This window comes from Glaciimonas sp. CA11.2 (assembly GCF_034314045.1).
Taxonomy (GTDB): domain Bacteria; phylum Pseudomonadota; class Gammaproteobacteria; order Burkholderiales; family Burkholderiaceae_D; genus Glaciimonas.
This window is the reverse complement of the sequence record NZ_JAVIWL010000001.1, coordinates 2,093,678-2,111,182: the sequence shown is the minus strand read 5'-3', so window position 1 is coordinate 2,111,182 and position 17,505 is coordinate 2,093,678. Positions and strand designations below refer to the sequence as shown.

Sequence of the window (17,505 nt, the reverse complement as noted above, 5' to 3'; positions counted from 1 at the left end):
TTATTTATTCCTTGTTGTCATTGCTGGTGTCGATGGTGGGAAAATGAAGGTCGAATTTGAGCGATTGTGTTTGCTTGGTATGGACTGATGGCGTGGTACCTTTTTCTGCGGTTTCAGAGAAATGTCCGTCTTCTTCCTGCAGTCGATAGTCCGCGCCGGGCTGCGGTAAGCCAGTCATGCCGAGCACCCGAAAAGTTTCGTCGTAGACGTCGACTGCGGGAAGGCCGGTGACATTGACGCCAAAACTTTTGGGACCGATTACCTCTTTGCTTGCCGCGCGTATCAGATACGCGCCACTGGTTCCGCTCTCAATCCCATTGGCGTTGTATTTGGTATAGCTGCCGCCGCCATTGATCATGACTTCTTCGGTAGCATTGATGACGATACGGTTGGCGGTGTGGGTAATATTGAGTTTGGCTAAAATGTTGAGGCTGCTCTTTAATGCCTTCACATCAATGTCGGCGCTGCTGGCGACCATTTTCATACCGGCGTTGTAGGCAAACAGGCGGATGCCGTTTTTGACACTGGCGATGAGCCGTTGTCCTACCGACAAACTCATATCCTGTCCGCTGGTGAGCGCTACATGCTCCCCGCTGGCAATGTGGGTCGATTGCGGCGTCGTGGTAGCGATCCCCGCTGGACTGGCGAGTATCAGATGCGGTGCGGTTAATTCGGGAAAGCTGCCTTCTTTGACGTTGCCGTTGTTTCCGTTGTTGCCGCCGGTCCCTTGAATCGCGTCGTTCTGATCGGTGAGTGAAGTGGTGACCGCTTTGTGCTCATCGGCTTCAAGCGCACCATGTTGCTGCGCCAGTTCACCAAAGCTTTGCTGTTGACCGTGCGCATCGATCAGGCGCTGTGCCGTCTCGCCCAGATCGGTGATGTGGTGACTGGCATGAGTACGGCTTTCGGTGCTGATCAGCAGACCGGTTTTAGCGCGGATTGCGCCATGCCCGTCGGTGCGCAGTTCAAATCCTTGACCGCGGGATTCCTTACGACAGGCGTGGTCTTCGATGCGTGTAATGTGGCCCAAACTCAATTGGCTATGCTGATGATCGCTTTTGAGCTGGCTCTGGATTTTGCCAGCGGTGTCATCCATGACCAGATGGTTGCTGCGTCCGCTGGCCGCATTGCCGCCGTCAGGTGTCAGTTCCCGTGAGCGAAATCCGGATAGCGCACTCTGGCTCGGCAATGCCCACGGTGGCGTATTGAGTTGGTTGTACACCCGTCCGGTACATAGCGGCAAGTCGGGATCGCCACTCAGAAAGTCGACGATGACTTCTTGCCCGATGCGGGGAATATGCATGCCGCCGAGTTGATTGCCAGCCCACGGTGCGACGACGCGGACCCAGCAACTGCTCTGATGATTGTGTTGGCCGAGGCGGTCCCATGGAAACTGGAGCTTGATGCGCCCGAGGGTATCGGTCCAGATGTTTTGTCCCTGCGGACCGACCACGATGGTGGTGGCGGGACCGTGGGTCAACGGTTTGGGTGTAGACCGTTGCGGTCGTACGTTCTCGCTGGCCGGTTGCACCGTAAAATCGACGTGGACGCGATAACGTTGCCGATGCGCATTGTCGGACGCCTGCGTTTCTTGCGCGGCTTCGTCGATCCTCAGTGTGGTCGATAGGATCACATACTCGGCATTGGCGGCGGTCTGCGGATGACGCGTTAGCGTAAAGATGCAACCGGGCACCATGCCGCGTAGATGGCCTTGGCCTTGCGCTCGTTGGCCGACGCTGTGTAAGGCTTGCATGCGCAAACGGGCGATGAAATCGCCTTCGGCAAACGGATCATTCTGGCTTTCCGGGTTGGTGCTTGCTGAACCGGAACCCGCCTTCGGCTGGCTATAATGCGCGTCGGCATGCCATTGATAGACGGCTTGCTGATTGTGTGCGGTGGGGCGGGGATCGTAGCGGTTGGCGGTGAGATTGGCCTTGGGGCGCGTGTAGTCATAATCCCGCGTGGTGTACTGGCCGGAGGTAAGTTGATGTACGGGTGAAAAGGCATGAATACACTCTTCATCGATATGTTTGCCTTCCGTATGAAACTGCACCACGTGATAGGCGCTGCTGGGCGAATTCTTATGCGCGCCGATGCTGTCGATTAAGACCAGTCGATGGACGCCATTATCATGCTCGAAGAAATAGTTGATTCCCCATTCTTCGCACAATCGGCTAAAGAACGTAAAGTCGCTTTCGTTGTATTGGGTCTGATAGTCGCGTTTGGGATAAGTCTCGATGAGACGCTTGTCGAGCGGAAAGGCGTAGTCGGCAAACAGCAGATCAATGATCTCGATCACGCTTTGATCCTGAAATATCTTGCAGTCGGTCGTCAGTGTCGCCAGATGCAACCATGGGCGCAAGGTGACTTCGTACAGCGCGTGACGTCCTTCCTGGCGCAGCATGCTGGCGGCGGTGATCAAGCCGGAGATTTCACGCGTCCCAGCACCGATGTTGCCAAGCAGATTGTCAGCAAATACGCTGTCGATAAATCCACCGCTGCCATCCAATGCAATCATGATGGTTAACTCGCGACCAATGAAATCGTCAAGATTGACATTGCCGATATCTTCACTCAGATGGATCAAGGATTCGGGTGTCATCAGCACGACGGTGTAATCGAATAATGCGTTCATGCCTTCCGTGCCAGAGAGACTAATCGGCACCAGCGCAGGTTGATTCAGGCGTGTTGGAATAGCGCTGCTAGATGCGCGGAGAGTGCGACTGCTGGACATTGGGGGAAGACCTTCCGCTACGAACGTGAGGACGATTTAATGCAATCTTTATCGCATCTTGCAATCGTGGAGGTGAAAAACTCTGTGGCAATATTAAGCGGTAATGATCATCAATAGTGCTAAGAACTTTCTGAAAATGTATGCCATTTTCAAAATTAAGAATAATCCGCGATTATTTATGTAGTTAGCTATTGTAGGGAGAATCTGGTCACTTATAGGTCGATGATCATCACGCTATCGGACCTGCCTGATATGGTGTTATTTACCGAAATACTATGTCCTACAACTTTCCCCTCTCCGCATTCAAAGACTAAAAATGCATGTCAACAAGCGCTCTATCAATGACGTGCATTAAGGTGGGTTAACACCAGTTCTAAAGTCTTATGGCGCTATCGTGGTATGGGCCACCACGACAGCCTGTCATTATTGAAATCTGAAAGTTACCTAACCCATCTCAATCAGTCGCCACTTCACCGCATAGTTCGCTACATCCACCAGCCAATCCTGCTGCGGATCGGGAAAAGGTTGTCCCTTGACGGCCCAGGTTTGGCGCCAGCGCCAGTTAACCAGTGCTTTGAGGGGATGTTCGTCCGGCAAGAGCGGTTGCCAGATGCCGGTGTGGGGACAGGTTTCTGCCCCGTCACACTCAGTGCGGACCGGATTGGCCCGCGCTTCGCGCCATTCACCGCTGCTGAGTTGTCCGATACGGGCGGGGACCGGCAACTGCTCGGGATCGCCTCTAAAATGCCACATGATACGGCCGGATTTTGGCCCTAGAAAATGGGGCAGATTGTCGAACCCTTCGTTATCGGTATAGCGTTGCGGGGTCTGCTGGCGATCAAAAAGCAGATCCTCATAGCTGGTCCGCGCCAGCAACTGAGGCAGCCAATAGCCGCTAAAAGGCACTCTGACGCCCTCGTATTCCGATGACACATGATTATGCCCCTCTCTCAACAAAGCATAGGGTATCTTGGGATATTCTGGCAATACCCACCCTTGCGGGATATGTGCACGGCCGGTTAAGTCCGCTCCAGGCGTGGGTGCCGGAGGGGGTGGGATTGGCACCACCTGTTTGGCGGCGTTGATCAGGTCTTCTTTGTTACCGTTCCATTGCGGCAGGTCGGCGGGCGGTAAAGGCAGCACTTTGTCCAGGTTGGGGAAGCGGAGGTCGCGATTGCGTCCGAGTGCATCGCTGAAGACTAGATAGCGATCAGCGCGTGAAGTATCGATGCCGTAAGGCGTGAGACCTTTGATAGATTCAAATTTACTACGCAGATTATTTGCCGCAGCCCAACTCCCGAATTTGACGCCCTCATGCAGGTAATGAAGTGCACGCACGTTGTCTTTTTGAATAATGTTATATTCGATTCCCAGCGCCTGCGCGGCGTCCCCATTGCCCTGTGAAAACGCACATTCGAGCATCTTGAGGGCGATCGGCACATTGGCCCACCGACCACGTTCGGGCGCGTCGCTACCAGAATTCAAACTGCGCCCAATCGTGAACTGGGCATAACTGCTCCCCATCTCGGCGGCCTGCTGCCAGAACGCCCACGCGTTGGTTGGGTCGGGCTTGACGATAAAGCCATCGGCGTAATAATTGCCCATCACCGCGTACGCCAGAGGTACGCCCATCTGCATCGCCTCTTCTGTCAGTGCCATCGCCACCTGCGGTTGTCGTGCCACCAAGAGTTTATCCGAATCGATCAACCCCCACACCCCGGTCTGATACAACGTAGCCAGATTGTTCATCGCCCTCCAGTGCTTGCGCTCCGCTGCTTTGGTGTACAGCGCCAGAATTTGCGGCCAGTCGCGGTCCTCCTTCCAGAGCGTGGGCGTGTCCAGCGCCACCGCCTGTTGATACCAGATTTCTGCCTGCGGATCCACTGGCGGCGTTACCGTCAATTCATGCTTGCAGAGGAACTCGGTACGGTGCGGAAAAAAGAGAGGGGGAATTTGGTGACGGGGAAGTGTGTTATCCATGGAGCAGGCTGTCAGTGTAAGTGAAATAAAAAGAAAAAGCGCTGATGACCAGCGGCCTAATCCGCATCGGGTCCGGTTTGGCGCGGGTGAAATAACGTTGAGCAAGGTGAGCATCCCATTTTTCCAAACCGGTTGCCCACTGCATTGGACTGTCATGCCAATGCCTCGTTATAGGTAGCGGCAGCAGGGGCTTGCGCCACGCGGACGCCAGTAACGCCAGTTCCCCCTCGCTGGTCGGAGTAGGTGACGATGAAATCCTGAATCCGCCCATTTTGTTTATCAACAAATTTGGCATTTTCTTTCATTTTTTTCACCCAACCTTCGTGAGTTTTTTGAATACTCAATGGGTTTCCATCACCACCATCCCACTCCTCTCCCGCCAAATTTCCCCATACCCTTTCCCGCGCGCCCCGTGCAAATTCCGCATTCACACAACTGATGTTGATTTCGCTATCCACCACCATGCTGCGCACATTCATGTTGGCGCTGCCGAGCGTTAAAAAGACGTCATCGATAATCATCAGTTTGCTGTGGATGTAAATTTCACGACATCGGTTCGAATGTGAATCCTGTGTATACAGTTTAGCGATCAGGACTTTGATGCCCATGTCATCGAGCTCCGCCTCGCTTACCGGTGCACGCGCAGCCGAGTCGACAATATCCGCCTTGGTGATCTCGTCAATTGACGGTATCAGCCTCCCAAGCGACATAAGCTTCTTGAAAGGAGTCGCAATCCATTGATTGAAAAAGCCCAAACTCCATTCACGTTGCTGCCTGACTGCCTCATCGTAGTTCTTCATGGTCTGGGCTTGGCCCAGTTCGGCCACGGTATCGTAGGTGCGCGGGACCATCCCGTGGCGCTCGGCTTCGGGAATGACGATAAAGACATATAAATCGGGGACATTGGTTCCCCATCCACATTCCCGCATACGCTTAACATAACGCTTACGCATGGCTTTCAGATGTTCTGCCCATGGTGTGTACTGAAAGTATTGATTTTCGATATAGAGATAATTGCGCGCCTGACTGGTGGCCAGCCAGTAGGCTTCCTGAATGGTTTTGTCCGACTCTTCGGGTTGCGTACGCACGATCTGCGCCATCTGCCGCGTTGTGCCGGAAGGAAGAAGCCTAAAAGCATCCGGCGTGATCGCCTCTCGCGTGGACTGCAACCGACCCGGTTGACTATCGCCTCTGCCCAGTTTGACAATCGGGCCCTTGAAGGTCTCGTCCAACATGTCTTTAACAAGTTTGGCACGGCTAGTATTGGAATTTTTCTTGCCCGTCTCTCCCTGTATGGCAGACACTTTAGAGGATTCAGGCACAGGGTCCCAGTTCCGTTTGGCCTTGTCCCATGCGGTCACAAAATTCCGGTTCAGGCAATGCAGCGCTTTACCCTTCACCCGAATCGCGTAGTCACGGAATGGTTTAAGTCCGAGCCCAGAATTGCGCTTATCCGCTCCGCCTTCGCGTTGATGCCCGCGTCGCTCATCGTTATAAAGGTGCGCAGGCGTATCCCAATAGTCGGTGGTGGAATTGAGTCCCATCACGTAGCCGACCGCTTCCTCTCGCAGTTCGACATCAATCAGAATCGGCTTTTGGTGATGCGTTGCTACGCGGATCAGGCCTAACACTTCAATATCCGTAAACCCTGGCGTTTCTCCTTTCAGGCTCGCCGTTATCGCTCCAGCATCAGCTGAGCGATAACGCACATGCAGATTGGGAATACGTCCAGCCATCGCATCATCCCACCAGTCTTCACAAAATTTGGCACGCGCATAGTTGGGGTCGCTCTTGTTGGCCCGCCCCCATTTAGGATGACCGTAAAGATTGCTTGCCACACGACCAATAGGGCCAAACCATCCATCAGCGAACCACACCAGCAAACGCACCGTCACGCCGCTACTAGCTCTCTCACGCAATAAATCGCCGTAAGTGGTACTACGCGGCCAATCCTTTGCGTTGCGATCTGTCACTTCCATGCCGGGATCAAAACCCCAGCAGATCAGGTCAATGCTTTTTATAGCCGCGTTGATATCTTTAACAATGTGGGGAAATGCTTCTGATGCGCAGATATAAAAATCGAGGTGATTGTCGACCGAAATCGGATGCCGACCAACACCATTACGATTCTCCAATAACCATTGCCGACTCATGGTAGCCCGACAGTTGACTTCATCAACATGGGTCGTTTCAGTAAAAAATAGGTCTTTGATATTCGGTGGCATGGAACTCCTGTCTTTTGGCTTTCAGGTAAATCGAAAAAATAGGCAGGGCTTAGATAGTGCTGTTGTCCGGTTTCTTTGTTACCAACCGCGCTGCAGACAAATCCACCGTTGCCGTACAGTACGATCATCAACTCAAGGCTTCGGGCTTTATCAGCACGCCGGTTTAGTGAAACAACGCGTTCAGTCCCTCTGTTCCGCAGAGACTGAGTGGACCAGCGCAGGTTGATTCAAGCGTGTTGGAATAGCGCTGCCAGATGCGCTGAAAGTGCGACTGCTGGACATGATGGAAGACCTTCCGCTACGAACGTGAGGACGATTGAATGCAATCTTTATCTTTATTACAATCTTGCAATCGTGGAGGTGAAAAACTCTGCGGCAATAATAAACGGGAATGGTCGTGAATAGTTCTAAGAAGATTCTGGTTCTTGTAGGGAATGGCAAATCAAAAATGAGGCGAGCTAAGAAGCGAGTGTCGAAATTAACTATTCTTTACTGAGTCTTATGCAAACAATGCCAACCACAAACTTACCAATCCATCTAACGAAGAATTCGCCTTGCAGTCATAATTACATCTATTGAAAGGAAATGTCGTTACACTCTCCGCATGCACAAATCTGTCCCACCTTTTCTGCCTGGCGCGCCTCCTCCTGACAAATCCGATCCAGCTTCGGCGGAAGGAATAGCGCGTGACGAATCGATTAATACCATCATTGATACCGTCGTCGAAAAATCGGTAAATACTTCAGCCAATACATCAATGAATAACTTGCTCGGCATTGCATCGCCTATCGATCAATGGCAGCAACAGGATTGCTTCACAATTCTCGATACAGCGTTCGATGCAGGTGGTCATTTTCTCGCTACATGGCAGAGTTGGTGCGAACATCCCGAGCGCCCACAACAGTTACATTATTTGGCGTTGATGCCAACCTCATTTTCCATCGCGGAACTGACCGAAGCGCACGCAACATGGCCGGAATGGGCGATGCACGCGCAGGAATTACGTGCGGTCTGGCCAACCTTGATGGCGGGCTTTCATCGTCTTTATCTGGCGCACAACAAGATCGTATTGACGTTGATGATTGGCGACAGCGGTAAATGCTTACAACAGATTGAAGCCCGTATAAATACATTTTATGTCCATGGTCCAGCGCAACAACTATGGCCACTACCTTTGCTGGGAAGACTCAATCGACTAGCGATTCCCAACGCAAGATTAACTATTGTTGATCTGAGCGATAGACAACAAAAAAGTTTGGAGCAAGCCGGATTTGTTTTTGAGAATCCTGCCATCGTCGACAATACAAAAAATTCTGCCGGCTTTGCAAACACTGCAATCGCGTATTTTTTGCCACGCTGGCAGCCAACTTTGCCAACTAGCAATCCCTCTCAGAATCAGCGTCACGCGATTATTATCGGCGCAGGATTAGCGGGCGCTGCCGCTTGCCAACGGCTGACATTGCGCGGCTGGAAAGTCAGCCTGATCGAGCGTCATGCCGATATCGCGCAAGAAGCATCCGGCAACGCCGTCGGCATTTTCATGCCGGTTTTATCAAGAGATGATAATCCGACTTCGCGCTTGAGTCGTGCCGCGTATCTTTTCGCACGCCATGTATGGGAAAGTCTCGGCGGTATAGGCAATGCCTTCTCGGGTGCAAGTTGCGGTGTACTTCAGATTGCGCGCGACGCCGATCAGGCCGATGCGCAACGGCGTTGGGCGGCGCAAGCCACGCATCCAAACGACTATGCGCAATGGCTCACGCAGTCGGCCGCCAGCGCGCTACTCGGAACCGAAGTGAACCATGGCGGTTGGCGGTTTACCGGCGGCGGATGGGTGCATCCGCGTAGCTTATGTCAGACAATGCTGGAGGCTTGCGGTGAACGATTGGAAATGCATTTTAATAGGTCGGTCAGCTCGCTCATAAAAACGGTCGATGGTTGGCAAGTATGCGACGACAAAGGAAAAGGGATTGCCAGTGCGCCGGTGGTGATTATGGCAAATGGAATGGGTGCGCTAACGTTTCCACAAACCCGCGATCTGCCACTAACAGCCATTCGTGGTCAGGTTACCTACCTCCATGAGGACAGCGCCCCAAACATCACACAAGTGCTGTGTGGAGATGGCTATTTAACGCCGGCCGCTGACGGTTGGCACAGCTTGGGTGCGACGTATGACGAAGACCACGAGGAGATATTGCGGCAAAAAAGTCAGAATGAAAATATTGTCCGTCTTCAGAAAATTTTACCCGATTGGAAAGTCGATACGGCGCAACTGCCACTCGCTGGAAGGGTGGGTTTCCGCTGTGTCTCCACCGACCGTTTACCGTTAATCGGTGCCCTTCCAGATCCGATAACAAACTCTGCACTGCGTGAACCGCAACTGAAAGATCTGCCGCGATTTCCTGGCCTGTATGGATTGCTGGGATTTGCTTCGCGTGGGTTGATCTGGGCACCGCTCGCAGCCGAACTGCTGGCGGCAGAATTGAACGGTGAGCCGTTACCGATCGAAGCGGAGCTGGCGGCGGCCGTCGATCCTGCACGTTTTCTCTTGCGGACGCAGCGTCGGAAAAAATCCAATTAATGTAAACATGTAGCTGGCGATGAATTAAAAACCGTTCGCGACACCAATCCTGCAAAAATCTTCAATCACGAATCGATATTTCTAGAAGACTTCAAATAGACAAAAAAGATGCATAAAGGCGTGCGGCTACTTGGAGTGCACTTCGCCAATAAATATCGAAAAAGCAATAAAACGTACGAATACGTAAGAAAAACAATGATGACCCAAACGCATCAGGGCCATCATCACCAAAAAGTTATCTTTCCCAACCGCGCTCACGGAACCGCCAGTCGCCGCGGGGACCGTGCTCCCAACCCGGTGCATGGTAACGATAGCCGGGACGCGCCCGCATATAATGTCCGCCGACCCAGACATGCCGACGACCATTCCAGCGCCAATAGCCCGGTGCCCAGATAAAGCCGCCACGCGGTGGCGGTACAACCTCATAGCGTGGAGGCGGCGGAGCAACCCCGATACCGACGACCACCTGTGCGTGTGCCTGCGTTATCGGCGCTATGAATCCAGCGCTCACTGCGAGCAAGCTGACGCAAAGAATCGATTTGAACTTCATGAAAATTCTCCTTTAATGTGAGCAAGTCCTGATAAGTAATATAGGCCAGCACTTTCACATTAACTGTAATTTTTTGTTTCCAATTTGACCAAACAACCGGTTTTTCAGCGTTTTTGACACAGTTTGAAACACCTCTCACGCTGCTTATCCTGCTCAGGCTAAATTCGACGGGAATCGACTGTGGTAAAAGCCGGAATGGGCGAGCGCTAAGGTAAAATGCATCCATTCAGCCGTGACCCGCAGGTCCGACAGGCCCATAAGATCCGTCCGATGCATTCGACCCATGAATCAGTCCAATGATATCGGCACTTACTATTTACCAAAAATACCGGAACACCCATGTTGCGATTGAACGAAATACAGCTACCGCTCGACCACCCGGAAGACGCGCTCCGCAGCGCGATTCTGGACCGGTTAGCAATTAAACCGGCCGCGCTGCTTGGCTTTACGATTTTTCGTCGAAGTTATGACGCCCGCAAAAAGAATGCAGTGTTGCTGACCTATACGGTCGATGTCGAATTGGAAGATGAGGCGGCGGTGCAACAACGTCTCAAGGCGCTTAAAAATGTGACGCCAACCCCAGACATGGAGTACAAATTTGTAGCGCATGCAAACGGTACAGAAAAGTCGCGACCAGTTGTGATCGGCACCGGGCCTTGTGGACTGTTTGCTGCCTTGATTTTGGCGCAGATGGGTTTTAAACCAATTGTCCTGGAGCGTGGCAAAGCGGTGCGCGAACGGACCAAAGATACGTGGGGCCTCTGGCGCAAGCGCGAGCTGCAACCCGAATCGAATGTACAGTTTGGCGAAGGTGGCGCAGGAACCTTCTCCGATGGAAAATTATGGACGCAGATTAAAGATCCAAAGCACTACGGTCGCAAAGTGCTGACCGAATTTGTCACGGCAGACGCCCCGGAAGAAATCATGTACGTCAGCAAACCGCATATCGGCACCTTCCGTTTGGTGAAGATGGTCGAGAAAATGCGTGCATCGATTGAAGCGCTGGGCGGAGAGTTTCGTTTTGAGCAAAAAGTCCAGGATCTGGATATCGATAAGGGGCAAATCCGTGCCGTGATCCTCGCCAGCGGCGAGACCATTGTCACCGACCATGTAGTGCTGGCAATCGGTCATAGCGCCCGTGATACCTTTCAAATGCTTTTCGAGCGCGGTGTTTACGTCGAGGCGAAGGCATTTTCGGTCGGTTTTCGCATTGAACACCCGCAATCACTGATCGATAAATGTCGATTTGGCCCAAGCGCCGGTCACCCTATCCTTGGCGCTGCCGATTACAAATTGGTGCATCACTGCGCTAATGGCCGCGCGGTATACAGCTTTTGCATGTGTCCTGGCGGCACGGTCGTGGCGGCAACCTCCGAACCGGGACGCGTTGTCACCAACGGCATGAGCCAGTATTCGCGCAATGAACGCAACGCTAACAGCGGCATCGTGGTCGGTATTACGCCGGCTGATTACCCCGATCATCCGCTGGCCGGAATTGCCTTGCAGGAACATTGGGAGTCGCGTGCCTATGAACTGGGCGGCGGCAATTACAACGCACCAGGACAACTGGTGGGCGACTTTTTGGCGGGTCGCGCCTCAACTGAATTCGGCACGGTATTGCCATCCTACAAACCTGGCGTGCAGCTTGGCGACCTCAGTTTGGCACTGCCGGAGTATGCCATCACCGCCATGCGCGAGGCGTTACCCGCGTTCGATAAACAAATCCGTGGCTTTGCTATGGCGGATGCGGTACTGACGGGCGTGGAAACCCGCACCTCTTCGCCGGTGCGGATCAAGCGCCACGACGACAGCCTGCAAAGTTTGAACACTGTCGGTTTATTCCCTGCTGGCGAAGGTGCGGGCTATGCGGGTGGCATTATGTCCGCGGCAATTGATGGCATTCGTGTTGCAGAAGCGGTGGCGCTGAGCATGACCAGTAGCACCGGCAACTAGCCTGATCAGGAGATCATGTGACGCAAAAATAGCGCAGAGCGATAGCCGTTGAACACATGCCGGCGTCGCTCTACCGCTTCAATCCCCTAGCGCGCCAACGACCACCGACATCATACTGATCGCGCCCATTTCAATGCCATCTACCGGGATTGAAATCGATTCGTCATCCTGCTGCGTACCGATCACATATAGCAATGGCAAAAAATGTTCGGCGGTCGGAACTGACAATTGTCCATCTTCGCCAAGTGCAGCGTAATCCGTCACTTTTTGCACATCGCCAGCCAATAAGCTTTCTCGGATAGTGGTGTTGAAACGCATCGCCCAATCCCGAGCCGGTGCGTGTGGGTCCCAATTTGCCAGCCGCAAATTGTGCACCACATCCCCACTCCCGATAATCAACACGCCTTGCTCGCGCAAAACGGCTAATTTCCGTCCAAGTTCAAGATGAAATTGCGTTGGCTGCGTTGCATCGATGCTCAACTGGATAACCGGCACGTCGGCTTTTGGAAAAGCCTTCACCAGAACCGACCAGGTACCGTGATCCAACCCCCAGGAATCATCCATCTCAACCGTCATCGGTGCCAGCAAGTCACGCACTTGGGCCGCTAACGCAGGATCGCCCTGGGCTGGATACTGAATATCAAACAAGGCCTGCGGAAACCCTCCAAAATCATGAATAGTTTTCGGCATTGGCATCGCCGTAACATTGGTTCCACGCGTGTACCAATGCGCTGAAATAGATAAAATTGCCCTTGGCTTCAAGGCGGTTACGCGCGCGCCCAACTGTTCCCAAGCGGCGGTGTAGCGATTATCCTGCAAGGCGTTCATAGGACTGCCATGACCAAAAAATATCGCTGGCATGCGACGGGTGACAACATGGCTCATAAAATCTCTCCGCTAATAATGTAAAAAATTGAAAAGGCTGGGAATCACGCTACGCCAGCCGCTCAAATGGCCTTGAAACGAGCTGTGATACAAGCCGTTAATTCCAGCCGTTGATGCCAGCCGTTGAAACAAGCCCTCAAACTGCGAATATTCACTATATATTTTTTCACTTGAAAGAAAAATAGGCTTCGTAGAAAATGATCATTCCGAATTCCAAAATAATAGTGCGTCGTTATGAATTTATTTGAATCGATGAAAGTGTTTGTCAAAGTCGCCGATTGCGGCAGTTTATCGGCCGCGGCGCGGGCATTGGATATCTCAAATCCATCGGTGACCCGCCACATTGCTGACCTTGAAGCCTATTTGCACGCGCGCCTTCTTAATCGCACGACCCGCCGGATTAGCCTCACCGATACCGGAACCGCGTATCTTGAGCGCAGTCGCCAGCTCTTATTTGATCTCGATGAAGCGGAAACGGAAGCCAGCAATAGCGCGGCGAACCCGAGCGGGATATTGCGTATTAACGTTCCGGTATCTTTTTCAGTGAATCATCTTGGCCGCGTATTACCGCTTTACGCTGAGCGATATCCTAATGTCGTACTTGATGTCTCCTTATCGGACCGCATCGTTGATCTGGTCGACGAAGGTTACGACCTCGCGATCCGAATCGGCAAACTACAAGGACAAAGTTTAGTTGTGCGGAAAATCGCACCGGCGCGGGTTTTGTTGTGCGCTGGGCCCGGCTATCTTGCAAAAAATGGTACCCCCCAACATCCGATAGACTTGGAAAACCATGTCTGTTTGAATTATGCCTACTCGACACCGCGTGATGAATGGCGTTTTTTACGCGATGGCAAAACGATTGCTGTGCATGTCAAAGGCGGACTTAACACGAACAACGGCGATCTGTTGCGTGAAGCTGCGATAGCGGGGATGGGAATTATTCGGCAACCTTCGTTCATTGTCGGTGATGATGTTCGCGCGGGGCGACTTGTCATGTTGCTACCCGAATATCACAGCGAGACACTTTCTATCTACGCGGCATATCCCAGCCGTCGGCATTTGTCTGCCAAAGTTCGCACCTTTGTGGATTTTTTGGGAGAGCAATTTGGGGACACGCCCTATTGGGATCTGGGATTGCCACACGAGTGAACCCGTCATACGGTTGATGTGCAACCAATCAATCCCTTGGCGCACCACAAAACCGCAATGCAAGCGGCACACAATAGTCCTTTCACCGCATATAACAAAAAGGGCCACTTAGCAAACTAAGTGGCCCTCTTGATGCAGCCGAACCAATGTTCGACTGACCATATTAATGCGAATATTATTTCTTAGGCGTTGCGGCGCGCGCAGCTTTTTCAGCTGTTTGTGCAAACTGAGTTGTTGCGTTATTTACATTAGCTTCCAATGTTTCAACGGCTTGCTTAGCTGACTTAGTCAATTGCTCGTAACCAGCGTTAGCGTTGCCAATGACAGACTTCAGAATCGCGATTGCATTTTCCGAACCTGCTGGAGCGTTCTTGCTAACTTCATCAATCAACGCGTTAATACGGCGGCTGGTTTCTGCAATTTGTACTTCTGCTGCTTTAGTCAATTCATTTTGTGTACCAGTAGCGATACCTTGCAAATGACGACCGTAAGCGGCTGCTTTTTCTGCGCTTGGCTTAGCTTGTGATGCCGATATCGACATAAATTCTTGCGCATCTTTCGCGCCCAACAATTGCTTGGCCGAAACGCTCGACTCTTCCATCGACGCTTTAGTTGCATTCATGTTCAATTCGATAACTTTTTCAACGCCTTCGAATGCTTTAGTAGTCAGCGTGTTCAATAGTGCGAGTTGCGCTTCGAAATGGGCTTTAGTGGCTGCGGAAAACTGCTCTTGAAATGAAAACATGTTCTTCTCCTAAATTATAAGTAGTATTGCTAAAGATCAGCCACCAAAATGGTGCACTGCAACAAAACGTATTTTACATATAGAAAATATGACGTCAAGAACTATTGTGCGACGCAACAAATATAAACGAATGATTTAACATTTGTCTCTCGACACTTGTATTTATCCCACAACAGCACCTATTCTGCAAGGGTACAAAATCTTTTAGATTCGGACATTTTCCGGTTTCGCACTAAGCAGCTTTGATAGGCCTGGATGCTATTTTCAAAATACGTGCGTCCTTCTTTGAGTCCCAATTTGGCCAGGTGTTCCGCGGTCTTTCTGCTCACTTGAAAATGCTGATAATCAATCGGTTTACGCCAATCGCCGCCCCAAATCGGGAATCCATGCGCGGCAAAAATCTGGACTACCTGATCGTCGACCATTCCAGGTCTTAATGGTAAACGCGCTACATACGCCTTCCCGGCCGCTGGACTAACATCCACCCTTCCATTGCCAGAGCGGAGCAAATAGGGATTTTGTAGAGGATTAATATCAATCGCCAAACCGTATGCGTGTAACGACGGTGCACCACCGCCGGTTATCGGCCGATAGTTGAAAGCGGAGGTATTATTATCGGCCATCGACGCATCGTCATCCCCAAGATAACTATTCATCAAATGCGCACCGGCCAAAGGAAAGCGGCGTGCCAGCAATAGCGAGAAAATAGTGCGCACCTCCGGCGCAACCGCCGCCATCACCATGACTTCTCCGTCATTGTGTAAGCGATCATCGAAGCCGATATAAGAGAAACGCACTATTTGCAATTGGGAGCAATTCACAGGCGCGCCCGGTCGCATGACGCGTGTACTTTTAAGACGCGCGCAGTTGACATCGTCAGGCGCCACCATTGCCGGACGATCTGTCGACACTTCAGCGCCAGCCGCAACCACGCAACTCAGGGTAAGAATGAGGTGGGGAAGCAGCCTTAGCGATGGCAACAATCGCAATGTCAACGTTGTTGTTAATCGGTTCACAGCTGCCGACCTGTCAAGCGGGGACCTCAATCAGATCATGGATCACCAGCCCTGCATCGGTTCTGCCAAACATGCCGACTGTTGCACTTTGTATCGCCTTCAATGCATCTTGATAGCCTTGCTCCCAACGCCATTGCACCGAACCACGCGAAAAATTAACGTCCTTCGAGGCCATATTCCAATCATGACCGGAATAGCGTAGCCGCACCAAATGGATGGTGCTGGTGTCGGCGAGGCCAGCAAATTGTTTGAGATCGGCTTTGCTCCGCTCTTCTGCTGGTAATTTTTCATATAACGCCCGCGCTGTGCGGCGTAACTGATGATTGAGTAAATAGTTTTCAATGTGGCGCTGTGATCGAGATGCAAATGTCACATCCTTCTGGCGCGTTTCAACCTCATCGAGGGTGCGCGGCTCTTCACCTTCTGCACTCCAGAGATCCACCATCAGGCAGATCGTATCAACCCGCGGTTTATCGGGCCGATCATCCTGATCATCGAGCACGATTTCCAAAGGTGTATTCGAGTACAAACCGCCATCCCAATACAAGTCGCCATCCACGCGCACCGGGGCGAAACCGGGTGGCAACGCGCCACTAGCCATTACGTGTTCGATACCGATTTTGCGCTGATCGGAGTCAAAACAGACCAATTCGCCAGTCGTCACCTTCATGGCACTGACCGTTAGCCGAATACTGTCGGGACAGTTCAGAAAATCCAGATCAACCAATCGCGCCAGAGTCTCGCCTAACGGCGCTGTGTCATAGAAACTTGCTTGTTCCGGCTCTACCGGTAAACCCAGCGCGAATGGGTTAATGTGGCGCGGCTTAAAAAAACCCGGCACGCCGCGTAACACCGTATCTAACGTTGTCCACCAGGTACTGGACTTGCGCGCAGCATCCGGCACTTGCGCCATGTCCACCAGATCTTTATGCGAGACCGAATCCCAGAATTCTTTTAAGCGTGCGAGTCTTAACTCCCGCGAGTTACCGGCAATAATAGCGGCATTGATTGCGCCAATGGAAGTACCCACCACCCAATCCGGCGTCATGTTGTGTTCGTGCATGGCTTGATAGACGCCAGCCTGATATGCACCTAATGCGCCACCGCCCTGCAACACCAATACAATGCGGGGACTCGCGGCTGGTTTAGTTGTCGGCCTCGTGACTGGCTTACTACCTGACTCATTACTCGGCTTGGTCGTCGATTCAACTCCTGCTTTGCTGCCGTCCTTGATGCTTCGTTTAATGCTGGCCTTGGAGCTTGGTGCGGTATCGGCCTTGATAACTGCCTTTGCGATAGCCGGTTTATCGACTTTTTTCATACCCTTAGCAGGAATGACCTTGGTTGCGCCAGAGGTTGTCGCTTTAAGGGGAGATGCCACGCTAGCAGCACGTTTACTCGTAACTTTACTGGTCATGTGACGCCATCCTTTGCGGTAATAGAAACCTAATCTTACCCGACCTTACTAATGTGGTGCCGATAAGCAACTACTTATGCATTAAGCCAATGACGTTATCTTGCTTTGGCGCATCCATTAATCAGCGACACGGCCAACCGCAACTTCACTTTGCTAAGAGTCTCATGCCGAGAACTGACTCTACAGTCTCAATGCCAGCACATTATTGTAAACCTCCTTGATGAAGCAAGTCATCCGACGACGAATCGATTTCTTGTCGATACTTCA

General features: G+C 52.0%; 12 protein-coding genes. 3 read left to right on the top strand and 9 right to left on the bottom strand.

Annotation, left to right across the window (positions count from 1 at the left end):
* Positions 1 to 4 precede the first annotated feature (4 nt).
* The 4 genes from RGU75_RS08995 to RGU75_RS08980 all read right to left on the bottom strand — a co-directional run bounded on the left by RGU75_RS08995 (position 5) and on the right by RGU75_RS08980 (position 6,939).
* A complete protein-coding gene (locus RGU75_RS08995; RefSeq protein ID WP_322235075.1) occupies positions 5 to 2,734 on the bottom strand; it encodes a type VI secretion system Vgr family protein in 2,730 nt (909 codons plus the stop codon).
* A gap of 444 nt (positions 2,735 to 3,178) precedes the next feature.
* On the bottom strand, positions 3,179 to 4,714 hold the full coding sequence (locus RGU75_RS08990; RefSeq protein WP_322235072.1) for a DUF6396 domain-containing protein: 1,536 nt from the start codon (positions 4,712 to 4,714) through the stop codon (positions 3,179 to 3,181).
* Complete coding sequence (locus tag RGU75_RS08985) at positions 4,707 to 4,859, bottom strand: hypothetical protein (protein ID WP_322232404.1); 153 nt, start codon at positions 4,857 to 4,859, stop codon at positions 4,707 to 4,709. The genes RGU75_RS08990 and RGU75_RS08985 overlap by 8 nt, the downstream gene beginning before the upstream one ends.
* A 7-nt stretch (positions 4,860 to 4,866) precedes the next feature.
* Positions 4,867 to 6,939, bottom strand: a complete 2,073-nt coding sequence (locus RGU75_RS08980; protein ID WP_322235070.1) for a phospholipase D-like domain-containing protein — start codon at positions 6,937 to 6,939, stop codon at positions 4,867 to 4,869.
* 604 nt (positions 6,940 to 7,543) lie between these two features.
* On the opposite strand from RGU75_RS08980, the gene mnmC reads away from it, so the two are divergent.
* Positions 7,544 to 9,520 carry an FAD-dependent 5-carboxymethylaminomethyl-2-thiouridine(34) oxidoreductase MnmC gene (gene mnmC, locus RGU75_RS08975; protein WP_322235068.1) on the top strand — a complete coding sequence of 659 codons (1,977 nt, stop codon included), beginning with the start codon at positions 7,544 to 7,546 and terminating at the stop codon, positions 9,518 to 9,520.
* Between the two features lie 235 nt (positions 9,521 to 9,755).
* Here the strand turns inward: mnmC and RGU75_RS08970 are convergent, their stop codons facing one another.
* Complete coding sequence (locus tag RGU75_RS08970; RefSeq protein WP_322235066.1) at positions 9,756 to 10,070, bottom strand: YXWGXW repeat-containing protein; 315 nt, start codon at positions 10,068 to 10,070, stop codon at positions 9,756 to 9,758.
* 339 nt (positions 10,071 to 10,409) lie between these two features.
* Here RGU75_RS08970 and RGU75_RS08965 point away from each other — a divergent pair, with 339 nt between their 5' ends.
* A complete protein-coding gene (locus RGU75_RS08965) occupies positions 10,410 to 12,023 on the top strand; it encodes an NAD(P)/FAD-dependent oxidoreductase (protein WP_322235063.1) in 1,614 nt (537 codons plus the stop codon).
* Between the two features lie 78 nt (positions 12,024 to 12,101).
* Here RGU75_RS08965 and ygiD read toward each other — a convergent pair whose 3' ends face one another.
* Positions 12,102 to 12,908 (bottom strand): 4,5-DOPA dioxygenase extradiol, encoded by an 807-nt coding sequence (gene ygiD / locus RGU75_RS08960; RefSeq protein WP_322235060.1) that lies wholly within the window; start codon positions 12,906 to 12,908, stop codon positions 12,102 to 12,104.
* A gap of 234 nt (positions 12,909 to 13,142) precedes the next feature.
* On the opposite strand from ygiD, the gene RGU75_RS08955 reads away from it, so the two are divergent.
* On the top strand, positions 13,143 to 14,060 hold the full coding sequence (locus RGU75_RS08955; protein WP_322235057.1) for a LysR family transcriptional regulator: 918 nt from the start codon (positions 13,143 to 13,145) through the stop codon (positions 14,058 to 14,060).
* Positions 14,061 to 14,235: 175 nt separating this feature from the next.
* Here the strand turns inward: RGU75_RS08955 and phaP are convergent, their stop codons facing one another.
* The 3 genes from phaP to RGU75_RS08940 form a co-directional block, all read right to left on the bottom strand.
* Complete coding sequence (gene phaP, locus RGU75_RS08950; RefSeq protein WP_322235054.1) at positions 14,236 to 14,805, bottom strand: TIGR01841 family phasin; 570 nt, start codon at positions 14,803 to 14,805, stop codon at positions 14,236 to 14,238.
* 179 nt (positions 14,806 to 14,984) lie between these two features.
* Entirely contained in the window at positions 14,985 to 15,821 is an 837-nt protein-coding gene (locus RGU75_RS08945) for a M15 family metallopeptidase (protein WP_322235052.1), read from the bottom strand.
* Positions 15,822 to 15,834: 13 nt separating this feature from the next.
* Positions 15,835 to 17,238 (bottom strand): patatin-like phospholipase family protein, encoded by a 1,404-nt coding sequence (locus RGU75_RS08940; protein WP_322235050.1) that lies wholly within the window; start codon positions 17,236 to 17,238, stop codon positions 15,835 to 15,837.
* Between the last annotated feature and the right edge of the window lie 267 nt (positions 17,239 to 17,505).